This is a genomic window from Deinococcus terrestris, assembly GCF_009377345.1.
Lineage (GTDB): Bacteria > Deinococcota > Deinococci > Deinococcales > Deinococcaceae > Deinococcus > Deinococcus terrestris.
In genome coordinates this window covers 55,413-67,659 of record NZ_WBSL01000005.1, presented here as the reverse complement: position 1 = coordinate 67,659, position 12,247 = coordinate 55,413, and the positions used below count along the sequence as shown (strand labels likewise).

At 71.5% G+C, this 12,247-nt stretch carries 12 protein-coding genes and 1 pseudogene; 5 read left to right on the top strand and 8 right to left on the bottom strand.

Going from position 1 to position 12,247, the window contains the following annotated elements; all coding sequences use genetic code 11:
• Window positions 1-133 precede the first annotated feature (133 nt).
• The 3 genes and pseudogenes from F8S09_RS11630 to gnd form a co-directional block, all read right to left on the bottom strand.
• Window positions 134-1,122 (bottom strand): annotated as a pseudogene (locus F8S09_RS11630) (glucose-6-phosphate dehydrogenase assembly protein OpcA).
• Between the two features lie 52 nt (window positions 1,123-1,174).
• Window positions 1,175-2,734 (bottom strand): glucose-6-phosphate dehydrogenase, encoded by a 1,560-nt coding sequence (gene zwf, locus F8S09_RS11625; RefSeq protein WP_322618766.1) that lies wholly within the window; start codon window positions 2,732-2,734, stop codon window positions 1,175-1,177.
• Window positions 2,731-3,810: a phosphogluconate dehydrogenase (NAD(+)-dependent, decarboxylating) gene (gene gnd, locus F8S09_RS11620; protein WP_152871667.1), complete on the bottom strand. Its 1,080-nt coding sequence runs from the start codon at window positions 3,808-3,810 to the stop codon at window positions 2,731-2,733. The genes zwf and gnd overlap by 4 nt, the downstream gene beginning before the upstream one ends.
• Before the next feature lie 182 nt (window positions 3,811-3,992).
• On the opposite strand from gnd, the gene F8S09_RS11615 reads away from it, so the two are divergent.
• Window positions 3,993-5,105, top strand: coding sequence for a WD40 repeat domain-containing protein (locus F8S09_RS11615; protein ID WP_152871666.1), 1,113 nt, complete (start codon window positions 3,993-3,995; stop codon window positions 5,103-5,105).
• A gap of 16 nt (window positions 5,106-5,121) precedes the next feature.
• Here F8S09_RS11615 and F8S09_RS11610 read toward each other — a convergent pair whose 3' ends face one another.
• Genes F8S09_RS11610 through F8S09_RS11600 form a run of 3 tightly spaced genes read right to left on the bottom strand, consistent with a single transcriptional unit; the run spans window position 5,122 to window position 6,771 of the window.
• A complete protein-coding gene (locus tag F8S09_RS11610) occupies window positions 5,122-5,382 on the bottom strand; it encodes a hypothetical protein (protein WP_152871665.1) in 261 nt (86 codons plus the stop codon).
• Between the two features lie 18 nt (window positions 5,383-5,400).
• Entirely contained in the window at window positions 5,401-5,955 is a 555-nt protein-coding gene (locus tag F8S09_RS11605) for an SRPBCC family protein (protein WP_152871664.1), read from the bottom strand.
• A gap of 60 nt (window positions 5,956-6,015) precedes the next feature.
• Complete coding sequence (locus tag F8S09_RS11600) at window positions 6,016-6,771, bottom strand: PIG-L deacetylase family protein (protein WP_152871663.1); 756 nt, start codon at window positions 6,769-6,771, stop codon at window positions 6,016-6,018.
• A gap of 96 nt (window positions 6,772-6,867) precedes the next feature.
• Here F8S09_RS11600 and F8S09_RS11595 point away from each other — a divergent pair, with 96 nt between their 5' ends.
• The gene (locus tag F8S09_RS11595) at window positions 6,868-8,562 is read left to right on the top strand and encodes a formate--tetrahydrofolate ligase (RefSeq protein ID WP_152871662.1); all 1,695 of its coding nucleotides are present in this window, start codon (window positions 6,868-6,870) and stop codon (window positions 8,560-8,562) included.
• 16 nt (window positions 8,563-8,578) lie between these two features.
• Here F8S09_RS11595 and F8S09_RS11590 read toward each other — a convergent pair whose 3' ends face one another.
• Window positions 8,579-9,082: a DUF4870 domain-containing protein gene (locus tag F8S09_RS11590; protein ID WP_152871661.1), complete on the bottom strand. Its 504-nt coding sequence runs from the start codon at window positions 9,080-9,082 to the stop codon at window positions 8,579-8,581.
• A gap of 40 nt (window positions 9,083-9,122) precedes the next feature.
• Here F8S09_RS11590 and rnhA point away from each other — a divergent pair, with 40 nt between their 5' ends.
• Together rnhA and yqeK are read left to right on the top strand one after the other, a co-directional pair.
• The gene (gene rnhA, locus F8S09_RS11585) at window positions 9,123-9,683 is read left to right on the top strand and encodes a ribonuclease HI (RefSeq protein WP_152871660.1); all 561 of its coding nucleotides are present in this window, start codon (window positions 9,123-9,125) and stop codon (window positions 9,681-9,683) included.
• Complete coding sequence (yqeK, locus tag F8S09_RS11580; RefSeq protein WP_152871659.1) at window positions 9,680-10,348, top strand: bis(5'-nucleosyl)-tetraphosphatase (symmetrical) YqeK; 669 nt, start codon at window positions 9,680-9,682, stop codon at window positions 10,346-10,348. The genes rnhA and yqeK overlap by 4 nt, the downstream gene beginning before the upstream one ends.
• Here yqeK and F8S09_RS11575 read toward each other — a convergent pair.
• Window positions 10,329-10,736, bottom strand: a complete 408-nt coding sequence (locus tag F8S09_RS11575) for a GNAT family N-acetyltransferase (protein WP_152871658.1) — start codon at window positions 10,734-10,736, stop codon at window positions 10,329-10,331. The two genes, yqeK and F8S09_RS11575, sit on opposite strands and share 20 nt — an antisense overlap.
• Before the next feature lie 112 nt (window positions 10,737-10,848).
• On the opposite strand from F8S09_RS11575, the gene F8S09_RS11570 reads away from it, so the two are divergent.
• Entirely contained in the window at window positions 10,849-12,207 is a 1,359-nt protein-coding gene (locus F8S09_RS11570) for an MFS transporter (protein ID WP_152871657.1), read from the top strand.
• Window positions 12,208-12,247 lie beyond the last annotated feature (40 nt).

Genomic DNA, 12,247 nt, shown 5'->3' with positions numbered 1-12,247 from the left:
CAGGATCAGGAGCTGACGACCCGCGTCCCCGGACGGCGCGACCGGCCTCTGCGCCTGCCGGTTCCCCAGCAGGGAAGCAGGCTGACGAGGGGGCGAAAGCCGACCCGTCACCCTGCCAAGCTGCCTTTGTGGGTCAGAAGTGGGCGTCACCTTCCGCGACCCCCACTCCCCCCGAGTACCCCCCCAGGCTCGCCTTCGCCAGCGCCCACGCCCGCTCGAAGACCTCCCGGCGCTCCGGGCGGGCCATCACGCGGGCCAGGCCCTCCGCCAGGGTCATGCGCGGCACGTTCAGTTCGGTCTGGCGGGTCATGCCCGGCCACTCGCACCCGGTCCGCACGAGGTCGCCCCCGGCCGCCGTGAGCGTGAAGCGCACCCCCTCGCCCAGCAGGGTCACCCCGCACAGGTCACCGTTCTCGCGTCCGCAGTCGCCGGGGCGGTAAGTCACGCCGCCGAGGTCCGGCCAGCCCAGTATGCTCGCCACCCACCCGGCAAAGAGGCGGGCGGGGAGGTCGTTTTCCCCGCGTAGGTCACCTCCAGCCCGCGCACCCCGGCGAGTTGCCGCGCCGCGTCGGGGCTGTCGAACAGTTGCGCCACCGCCTCGCGCCAGCCCGCTGAGCGGCTCCAGCCCAGGTCGGCCAGCGCGTAGTGCCGCGCCGGGGGAATGTCGAGGGTGAGGCTGTCCGCGATGACCTGATCGGCGATCTCAGTGAGTTCGGAGAGCAGCACCCCTTCCGGGCGGGTGTCGGCCCCCCACCACACGTGGTTGACGGTGGCGGGGCGCAGCAGCGGGAGGATGGCCCCCTGAAGGCTCTCTGGGTCGGCAGAGAGCCGGATGCGCTCGATATACAGCCCGCCCGGCTGCGGCACGAGGCTGACCTGCACCCGCACCTCGCCGCCCCCGTCCATCACCCCGATAATCTGCCGCCCCGCGTACCGCCCCTCCAGCCCGGCGAGCGCCTCCTCGACCCGCGCGAGGTGCCGTCCCACCGTCAGCGCCACGATGTTTCCGGTGTAAGCCCGCGTCTCCACCTGCGTCTGCGCCCAGAGCTCGTCCAGCGCTGCCTGCGCCCCCCGCACTGAGGTCTCGACCGGCCCGAGGGTAGGAAGGTCGGGAGAGGTCATGCGCTGGCTCCCTTGCGCCGATCACAGAACATTGCGGGTGAGCGGTGCCCCCTCACAGCCGCCTCCAGCGCCGGTCCGGGCCGATCAGCTCGTCGGCGGCCTCCGGCCCCCAGGTTCCGGCGGGGTAGTTGGGGAAGTCCTGCGGGGGCGTGCCCTCGGCAGTCTCCAGCAGGCCCGAGACGATCTGCCACGCGCAGTCCACCTCGTCCTCGCGGGGAAAGAGGGTGGCGTCGCCCAGCATCGCGTCGAGCAGCAAGCGGGAGTAGGGGCTTTCGAGTTGTGCCCCAAAGGCGTCGTAGCGGAAGTCCATGACCACCTCGCGCAGCACCATCTCCTGCCCCGGCGACTTGGAGGAGAACTTGAGGCTGACCCCCTCGTCGGGCTGGATGCGGAAGGCCAGCACGTTGCGCTCCAGCCCGCCGGGGAACATGCCCAGCGGCGGGCGCTTGAAGACCACGGCGATCTCGGTGACCTTTTTTGGCAGCCGTTTGCCCGTCCGCAGGAAGAAGGGCACCCCCTGCCAGCGCCAGTTGTCGACCTCCAGCTTGACCGCCACGTAGGTCGGCGTGGGGCTGCCTTCCTTCACGCCGGGTTCCTCGCGGTAGCCGGGCACGGCCTCGCCGTAGAGGGTGCCGGGGCCGTACTGGCCGCGCACGGCGACCTCCGGCACGCGCTCGGCCGGGATGGGCCGCACCGCCCGCAGCACCTTGACCTTCTCGTCGCGGATGGCGCCCGCATCAAAGGCGACGGGCGGCTCCATCGCGGTGAGCGCGAACAGTTGCAGGAGGTGGTTTTGCAGCATGTCGCGGATCACCCCGGCTTCCTCGTAGTACCCGGCGCGGCCCTCCAGCCCCAGGTCCTCGGCGGCGGTGATCTGCACGTGGTCGATCATGGCACGGTTCCACAGCGGCTCGAAAATCGCGTTGCCGAAGCGGATCGCCATCAGGTTCTGCACCGTCTCCTTGCCCAGATAGTGGTCGATGCGGTAGACCTGCGACTCGTCCCAGACGCGGTGAATCGTCCCGTTCAGCTCGCGGGCCGAATCGAGGTCGCGTCCGAAGGGCTTCTCGATCACCAGCCGTCGCCAGCCCTCCGACTCGTCCGCGAGGCCCAGCCGCCCCAGGCCATTCGAGATCGGTTCGAAGAGGCTCGGCGGCGTGGAGAGGTAGAAGAGGGCATTCTTGCGCCCGCCGTGGGCGTCCTGCGCCCGGTCGAGTTCCTGCCGCACGAGGTCATACACCTCATCGCCGCCGAAGTCGCCGTACTCGTAGTACAGCAGCTCGCGGAACTTCTCCAGGGCGCCGGGCTGCGGGGCATCCGTTTCCTTGCTGCTCTGGAGGGCCTCGAGCGCGTAGTCCTTGAACTGATCGTCCGTCATTTCCTGACGGCCCACCCCGACGATGTTGAAGGCACTCCCCAGCAGCCCGTCTTGCCACAGCCCGAACACGGCGGGCAGCAGCTTGCGCCGGGCAAGGTCGCCGGTCGCGCCGAAGATCACCAGCGTGGCGGGTTCGGGGGCGCGGTTGCGGCGCATGGCGGCCCGGAAGGGGTTCTGCCCATCTGCCCCGGGGCCGTCTGTGCCGGGGGCCTGCGGGTTCGGGGCTGCGCTCACGCGCCGTCCCCCGTCACGCGGGTCTGACCCGTTTCGCCGAGCTGCTGCGCTTCCTCCCCGCCCGAGACGGGCTGCGCGGCCTCCACTGGAATGTTCTGCGGAGCCGCCGCCGCCGGATGCTCGCCGGGCTGCACCTCGGGCACCACGGCCTCCTGCCGGGTGGACTCCAGAATCTTGACCGCGTGCCCGCCAAAGGCCCGCCGCATCGCCGAGAGCATCTGCCCGGCGTAGCTGACCTCCTGCTGCGAGCGGAAGCGCATCTGGGTCGCCAGCGTGATGACCGGGGTGGGAATCCCGAGTTCGATGGAGTCGATCACCGTCCAGCGCCCCTCGCCCGAGTCGGCCACGTAGTCGGAGAGTTGCGAGAAGTCGGCTTCGTTGGCGAGCGCCTCGGCGGTCAGGTCGAGCAGCCACGAGCGGATGACCGAGCCGTGCCGCCACAGTTCGGCGATCTGCGCCATGTCCAGCCCGTAGTCCTCGCGGGCGTGCAGCAGCTCGAAGCCCTCGGCGTAGGCCTGCATCATCCCGTACTCGATGCCGTTGTGGACCATCTTGACGTAGTGCCCCGATCCAGACGGCCCCATGCGGCCCCAGCCCTTGTCGGGCGCGGGCGCCAGCACTTCCAGGAAGGGGCGCAGCCGCTCCACCGCTTCCTCGGGGCCGCCCACCATCATCGCGTAGCCTTCCTTCAGGCCCCAGATGCCGCCCGAGGTGCCCACATCCACCATGTAAATGCCCTTTTCCGCGAGCGACCCCGCCCGCCGCATGGTGTCCTTGAAGTTGGAGTTGCCCCCGTCGATCACGATGTCACCGGGCGCGAGCCTCCCCGCGAGGTCGTCAATGACCGCCTGGGTGATCTCCCCGGCGGGCACCATCACCCACACGGCCCGCTGGCCGGAGTCGCCCAGCGCGGCGATCAGCTCGTCCATCGTGCGGGCTCCCTGTGCCCCGCCCTGCTCGATCAGGGCGACGCTTTCCTCGCTGCGGTCGTAGCCCACGACCTCGCAGCCGCCCTGCACGAGGCGCAGCACCATGTTCCCGCCCATCTTGCCCAACCCAATCATTCCGAGTTTCATAGCAGCCTCCCGGCGCGGGGGAGGAGGTGCGGAAGCGGCCTCCTGCCCCCCCGGCTCATCTAGGGGGCATCATACGCGCGGGCCTCGCGGGGCGGCGGCGCCGGGGGCGTTGTCTCAGGGCTGGCTCAAGGGCGGGCGTAAGTGCGCCCCGACTTCCCCAGCCGGAGGGCTACAGTCGGAGCATGACCCCCGCGCCCGGCCGCCCCCGCCCTACCCGGCTTCAGCGCGTGCTGATGGTGTTGCTGACTCCTCTGCTGATCTTCAACCTGTTCGGGATCGCCCGCGCCGTGTGGGAGTCCCGGCCCGTGCAGACGTGGCGGGCGCAGGAAACCGGGCTGCCCGTCTATCTGCGGGGCGGCGGCCTCTACGAGGGCCTGGACCACGCCGCGCAGTCCCCCGACGGCCGCTGGGTGGCGATTGGCGGCACCCGCGAGGACGGCGAGAGCTTCACCGCGCGGGTGGCCCTGTGGGAGGCCGCCACGATGGAGCGGCGCTGGACCACCGACCTGCCCACCGAGGACTTCCGCAGCGTGAACGCCTTGGTCTGGTCCCCCGACAGCCGCACGGTCTGGATTCACGACACCGAGGGCCGGGTCACTGCGCTGGACGCGGCCGGGGGACAGGTGCAGGGCGAGTGGCGCTCCTTTGAATACCAGCCGTGCGTGTTCGCCGCCCTGCCGCAGGGCCTGCTCCTGACCGATGCGGCAGGACCGGGGCGCGACCTGCCGGTCCGCCTCACCCTGCGGCGCTGGTCGGACGGGGCGGTGGTGTGGCGGGTGCCCTTCGAATGCTGGTGGGAGGCGGGGGGCAGCGTGGACGCCGCTGGAAGGACGCTCGCCTACAGCCCCCGGCGCGGCGAGGTCGCCCTCTACGACCTGCGGACGCGCCAGCCCCGCCCCGAACGCTTCCGCTTCGGCGGCGAGGAAGGCCCCTACAGCCTCGGCCTCACGCCAGACGGGACGCGGTTGGCTGCCGGATGGAGGGAGGGAACCCTGACCGTCTGGGACGTGGCGACCGGGCGGCAAGTCTGGCGAACCCGGCCCCACCGGGGACTGGTGCGGGCGCTCGCCTGGAACCCGGCGGGGACGGCGCTGGCCTCCGCCGCTTTTCACGGGTGCGGCGGCTGGCGCAGCGAATGTGTGGTGGTGACCCGCGCGGCCCCGGACGGCCCGCAGAGCCGGGTGGTCTGGTGGCAGCGCTACGACGTGCCCGACACCGTGCAGTGGCTCGGCCCGGACCGCTTGCTGCTGGGCCAGGAGGAGGGGTCGCGGGTGGTGGCGGTGCCGGGGAAGTGAGGCGGCACGGGCAGCCTCAGCACTCCGCTCCCGCCGCCCGGACCTCCCCGCAGTCCAGCCCCTGATAGCGGTCGGTGAGGGGCAGGGTCAGGAAGGGGTCGGCCAGAAACCGCCGGAAGTCCTCCTCGCTGAGGGGCAGCCGGGCCGGGTATTCCATGAACCCGTTTTGCACCATGAACAGCACGTAAGGCTGGCCCGTTTCCGGGTGCCGCCCCAGCGTGAGCCGCAACTCCGGGTCCCGGAAGACGGTCCTGTCCCGCAGGTCCCAGAGGTCCATGCCCACCCCCGCCGCCTCCTACTTGCGCCGCCGCGCGGCTTTGGCGGCCTCCTTCGCGGCCTTCTGCTCCTCTTTTTGCTTGCGCTGCATCTCGCGGCCCATATCCTCCATGAGTTGGGCGCCGGGGGCGTCCACCTGCCGCTGGAGCGCCGTCAGGGTGCTGATGACGAGGTTGTGCATCAGCCGCTCGACGGGTTTCTGGACCCAGCGGTAGCGAATCTTGCCGTTCATGCCCAGGGTGACTTCGGTGCCGCCGGGCATCGCCTTGAAGGTCCAGCTCTGCGTCAGCCGCTCGAAGGGGCCGACGTGCCGCACGCTCTCCCAGCCGCCGCGCAGCGGAGCCTGAAGCTGGCCGTACTTGGCCGTGAAGCTCAGGCCGAACAGCCGCCGCGAGAACTTGAAGCGCACCCGGACGTTGTTGCCGAGCCGGGTGCTCTCGCCGCCCTCGTACTCGGCCCGCGCGAGGTTGGGGTCCCACCGGACGCGGCGCCGGGGCTCCAGCGCGAGGCGGTACAGCACGTCCGGACGCGCCCTGACCACGATGCTCTGCCTGATGTGGATGTCCTCGGCCATAATCGGGGGTCACTGTAGCGCGGGCCGCCGCGCCGCACGTCCCGCGCCCCCAGTTCAGGTTCAGTCCAGGTACTCCCGCGCCCGCAAGTGGCTCGCCCGCAAATTGAAGCGTTCTGCGTATTTCACGCCCGCCAGCCGCCCGGCCTGGGCGCGGCCCTCGCGGAACTGCTCGGCGGACCACGCCCACTTGTAGAAGTCGCGGTAGTACCCCGCCACGTCCGCCGCGACCTCGAAAGTCTCGGAGGTGTCCACGAAGACCTCGGGGTAGGGCGAGGCGGGCGCGTAGTACTGGTAGAGCCGGACGGGTTCGCGCCACGCTTCGAGCCGGGCCACGTCCTCGCCGCTCTCGACGGCCTCGTCGCCGCTGAGGTCGGGGGCCGGGGGCATGGCCGCGCCGCCGCCTTCCTCGTTAATGATCTTGGGAATGCGGGCCAGCGTCACGGCGTCAAAGGCGATCTTGGCGGTCATGCGGTGGTCCGGGTGGGGGTGGTCGTCGCTCCAGGTGATGACCGCGTTGGGCCGGAAGCGGGCATACAGGCGGGCGAGTTGCAGGGCCTCGGAACGCCCGCCCGTCATGCGGCTGTCGCCCATGTCAAAAAAATGGTGCCGCGCCCCGATCCTCTGCGCGACCCAGGCCCCGTGCTCCTGGCGGATGCGGGTGACCTCCTCGTGCGGGGCGTCCCCGAACTGGGAGGCGAGTTCGCCCAGGGTGGTCCACACCAGCAGCACCTCGTCGCCCCGCGCCGCGTGCCTGGCGAGGGTGCCGATGCAGCCGATCTCGTCGTCGGGGTGGGCAAAGACGGCCATGAGTCGCATGCGGGTCAGGATAGGGCAGGGCGCGGCCCCGGTGCCCCCGGCGGGGGAGGGCATCCGGCTCTGGCCCCCGCCCGGAGCGCGGTCCTAGGCTGCGGCATGACTCCCAGCGATCTGGAGCTGGCCCGGCGGGTGGCCCTGCGGCCCCTCGCGGACGTGGCGGCGGAGATGGGCCTCGTCCCAGACGACCTCGACCCCTACGGGCGGGACGTGGCGAAGGTGCGCCTCCCGGCCCTGGAGCGGCTGCGCGAGCGGCCTCCCGGCAAGTACGTGGTCGTCACGGCGGTCACGCCCACTCCGCTGGGGGAGGGCAAGACGGCCACGGCGGTGGGGCTGGTGCAGGGGCTGGCCCGCAGGGGCCGCCGGGCGGTCGTGGCGCTGCGGCAACCCAGCCTGGGGCCGACCTTCGGGATCAAGGGGGGCGCGGCGGGGGCCGGGCACAGCCAGGTGCTGCCGATGGAACGGCTCAACCTGCACCTCACCGGGGACTTCCACGCGGTGACGGCGGCGCACAACCTGCTCGCGGCGATGGTGGACAACCACCTGCACCAGGGCAACCCGCTGGGCCTGGACCCCGCGCGGGTGGCGTGGCGGCGGGTGCTGGACGTGAACGACCGGGCGCTCAGGAACGTGGTGCTGGGCCTGGGCGACGCGCAGGACGGGGTGCCCCGGCAGGGCGGCTTCGACATCACGGCGGCGAGCGAGGTGATGGTGCTGCTCTCGCTTTCCACCTCGCTGCGGGACCTGCGGGCGCGGCTGGGGCGGCTGGTGGTGGGCTACACGCGGGACGACCAGCCGGTGACCGCCGAGCAGCTCGGCGCGGCGGGCGCGATGGCCGCCCTGCTGCGCGACGCGCTCGCGCCCAACCTCCTCCAGACCTCGGAGGGCACGCCCGCGCTGGTGCATACCGGCCCCTTCGGCAACATCGCCACCGGGAGTTCCAGCGTGCTCGCCTGCCAGCTCGGGCTGCACGGGGCCGATTACCTCGTCACCGAGGCGGGCTTCGGGGCCGACCTGGGGGCCGAGCGGTTCTTCAACGTGAAGTGCCGCGTCTCGGGCCTGACGCCCGACGCGGCGGTGGTCGTGGCGACCGTGCGGGCGCTCAAGGTCCATTCCGGGCACTACCGCATCACGCCGGGCCGCCCGCTGCCCCCCGCGCTGCTGGAGGAGAACCCGGCCGACGTGGAGGCCGGGCTGGGCAACCTGCGCCGTCACATCGGCATCGTGCGCGGCTTCGGGGTGCCGGTGGTGGTGGCGGTCAACGCCTTTCCCGGCGACCATCCCAGCGAACACGAGGCCATCGTGCGGGCGGCGCGGGAGGCGGGAGCGCGGGTGGCCGTGTCCCACGGGGTCGCGCGGGGGGGCGAGGGGGCGCTGGACCTGGCGCAGGCGGTGGAGGAAGCCGCCCACGAGGGGGGCGACTTCCACTTCACCTACGACCTCTCCGACCCGCTGCTCGCCAAGCTGGGGGCGGTCGCCACCCGCGTGTACGGGGCGGACGGCCTGGACGTGAGTGCCCCGGCCCTGCGCGACCTGCGGCGCTTTGAGGCGCTGGGGTACGGCCAGTTGCCGGTCGTGATCGCCAAGACGCACCTCAGCCTCTCCGCCGACCCCCGGCAGCGCGGGGTGCCGCACGGCTGGCGTCTCCCCGTGCGCGAGGTGCGGCTGGCGGCGGGCGCCGGTTACGTGTACGCGATCTCCGGCGAGATGCGGACCATGCCCGGCCTGCCCGCCCACCCCGCCGCCGAGCGGGTGGACCTCGACGAGAACGGCGAGGTCGTGGGACTGTTCTGATTCAGAGTCGGGGGCGTCAGCGAATCAGCCGCAGGGTCAGCGGGTAGCGGTAGGTGCGGCCCTGGTTCACCCGGATTACCGCGAGCAGCATCACCACCAGCGGAAAGGCCCACAGCACGAGGCTGGCGGGGATGAAAAAGGCGAAAAACGCCGCGAGGCTGCCAAACAGTGCGAAGGCCCCCACGTCCGGGCTTCCCGCCGCTGCCCCCGCCGCGCCGCCGATCAGTCCCAGGCTGAATAGGCCGAAAAACAGCAGGCCCGCGAGCAGCGAGTACAGCCACACGCTGATCTGGAAGTTGACGACCTCCTTGCCCTGCGCGTCCAGCACCGCTGAGCGGTCGCGGTACCCCAGCCAGGCGGCGAGCGGCCCCAGCACGTTGCCTACGCCCGGTAGCACCAGCCCCAGCAGCGGCGAGAGGTGCAGCAGCAGCGCGGGCGTACGCTCGGGCTCGGGAATGACCGTGGGGTCGCCACGCGGCGCGGGCGCGGAAGGGGAGAGGCGCGGGTCGGGCAGGGTCATGTTGACAGTACGGCTCAGGGGTACCTACAGTTCCAGGGTTATGACGCGCCCCGGCGGGAAGCCGCACTTCAAGAAGTCCGCCGCCCAGAAGGCGCAGGATGCGGCCCGCGACCTCCTCCCCATCAAGGCGGGTATTCAGCCTGCGGTCCCGGTGGCGGGCGAGCAGGTGGACCTCTACAGCGACGGGGCCTGCGATACCGGGGCCGGGCACGGCGGCTGGGCGACCATCCTGCGCTACAAGGGGCAGGAACTCGTCCTGAGCGGCAACGAGCGCGACACCACCAACAACCGCATGGAGCTGCGCGGGCTGCTGGAGGGATTGAAGACCCTCAAACGGCCCTGTCAGGTGCGGGTGGTCACCGACAGCCAGTATCTGCGCAAGGCCTTTACCGACGGCTGGATTCTGAAGTGGCAGCGCAACGGCTGGAAGACGGCGGGCGGCGACCCGGTGAAGAACAAGGACCTCTGGGAGGAGCTGATCGCGCAGGCGCAGACGCACGCGCTGACCTTCGTGTGGGTCAAGGGCCACGAGGGCCACGACGAGAACGAGCGGGTGGACAAACTCGCCGTGCAGGAGCGCAAGAAGCTGCGGGCCGGGTGAGCGTGTCCTGGGAGGACCCCTGGCCGGAGCCGCTGCGGGAGGCCGCGCCGTACCGGGGCCGAACCCTGACCGACCTCGCCGCCGACGTGGACGCCCTGCTCGCGGCCTGCGGAAGGACAGTCATCCGCGAGCACGTCCCGCGCGTGGCTGGGGAAGCAGCAGCGCTGGCCCGGCGGTTCGGTGTTGATCCCGGTGCGGCGCAGACGGCGGCCCTGCTGCACAACCTCGGCGGGATCGTGCCCCGCGAGGCGATGGTGCCCCTGTCCGAGCGGCTGGGCCTACCCGTGTGCCCCGAGGAGCGGCGGGTGCCCCTGCTGCTGCACGCGGGCCTGAGCGTGGTGATCGCTCGGCGGCGCTACGGGGTCCACGACCCGGCGGTGCTTCAGGCCATTCGCGTCCACACCACCCTGCACGCGCAGCCCACGCCGCTGGACCTCACAGTCTTTCTGGCTGACAAGCTGGAATGGGATCAGGGCGGGGTGCCTCCCTACGGCGCGGAACTGCGGCGGGCGTTGGACGGCGGCGGGCTGCGGGCGGGAGCGCGGTGGATGCTGGCGTGGATGGCCTCGCCGGGAGCCCGGCTGCTGATTCCCCACCCCGACCTGCGGGCCGCGTGGGCGGCGTTTGACATTCAGTCGCCCACCTCTACCCCCGGCGAAGCGTGACCCGGTACCGGGCGCGGCCTCCCCTCGGCGGGGCGGGCGTGACCTCAAATCCAGTCCGGCGGTAGAAGCCGACCGCCCCGTCGTCCGTCTCCGCGACCAGCCGCGCGGCGTTCAGGTGGTCAGCCAGCGCGTGCAGCAGCGCCCGCGCGTACCCGCGTTTCTCCTCGCCGGGCCGGGTGGCGAGGTGGAGCACTTCCGTCTCGGTGTCCCGGTTGTGCACGCCCGCCGCGCTGAGGACCTGGCCTCCCTCCGCCCAGACGAACACTCGGCGCTGGGGGTCGGTTCGGTAAGTCTCCAGCGTGAGGGCGATGCGCTCGGGGTCGGGAAACATCGCGCGGGCCAGCAGGCTCCCGGCCTCTGGAGTGAGGGTCGGCAGTTCGGTCAGCATGGGGGCAGGGTAAGTCTCCCTGCGGGCGGGCCTGGGGCGCCTTCATTAACCCATCCCACCTCCCAGAATCTCCTCACGTCATCACAGGTGAGCCTCTACACTGCGCGGCATCATGACACCCCCCTCCCAACACGCCCCGGCGAGCTGGCGGACTTTTTTGCTGCTGTGGGGCTCGCAGTCGGTGAGCCTGGTCGGGTCCTACGTCGCGTGGTTCGCCCTGAACGTGTATGTCGCGCAGGTGCTTTACCCCGGCGAGGACCAGAAGGCGCCGCTGGCCCTGGCACTCGGCGCCCTCGCCATCGCGTCCACGCTCAGCGCGGTGCTGCTCGCGCCGGTCGCGGGGTCGGTGGCCGACCGCACCGACCGCAAGCGGGTGATGTTGCTCGCGGGGGTGGTGTCGGGCCTGCTCACGCTGGGCATGGCCGCGCTGATGTTCGGGATGACGGTGCCCTTCTGGGTGTTGCTCGCCTTCGTGATCGTCACGCAGTCGCTGAGCCACTTCCACGAGGCCGCGCTGGAAAGCAGCTACGTGATGATCGTGCCGGAGGGTCAGCTGACCCGCGCCAACGGCATGATGCAGACCACCCGGCAGTTTTCCAGCCTGCTCGCGCCCACGCTGGCGACCCTGCTCGTCGGCGTGCCCGCGCTGCTGGGCTGGGGCGGGGGCCTCGCGCCCCTGGCACAGGGGGTGCCCTTCGCGCTGCTGGTGGATGGGGTGAGTTTCCTGGTGGCGGCCCTGATCCTGGCGCGGCTGGCGATTCCCAGCCCGCCCCCCGCCGAGAACCACGGCAGTGCGGCGGCCAACCTCAAGGCCGATACCCGCCTGGGCTGGACCTACCTGCTGCGCCGCCCACCGCTGCTGCAACTGCTGATCGTGGCGGCGGCCCTGAACTTCGCCACCGCCGCGATTCCGGTGTACCAGACCCTGCTGACCACCTTTACCCTGGAGGCCGACCGCGTAGCGCGGGGCCTGAGCTTTCCGGCGACCCTGGCGATCATCCAGACCGTGACGAGCGCAGGCATGTTCCTGGGCGGGCTGGCGATCAGCACCTGGGGCGGGCTGAAGCAGCGGCGCATCCTGGGCATCCTGCTGCCCGCGCTGGTGTCGGGCGCCGGACTCGTGCTGATGGGGCTGTCGGGCAACCTGTACCTGACGGCGGTGGCCTTCGCCCTGACGGTGTTCGTCATGCCGATCACTCGCTCGCACAGCGCAGGTATCTGGCAGTCGCAGGTGCCGCGCGAGTTGCAGGGCCGCGTGTTTGCCGTGCAGCGCGTGGTGGGCCGCGTGACCGTGCCGCTGGGCATGGCCTTCGTCAGCGCCCTCTCCACCAGCCTGCCCCCCGGCCCGGTGATCGCGGGCATGGGACTGCTCGTCGTGCTGATCTGCGCGGTGCAACTCCTCAACCCCACCGTGCAGCGGGTGGAAGACCGCGAGTACGTGGAGGGGCTGGCGGCGGCGCGGGGAGGGTAGCCCTACAGGACGGAGGCCCGGACGCGATGAAACGTCCGGG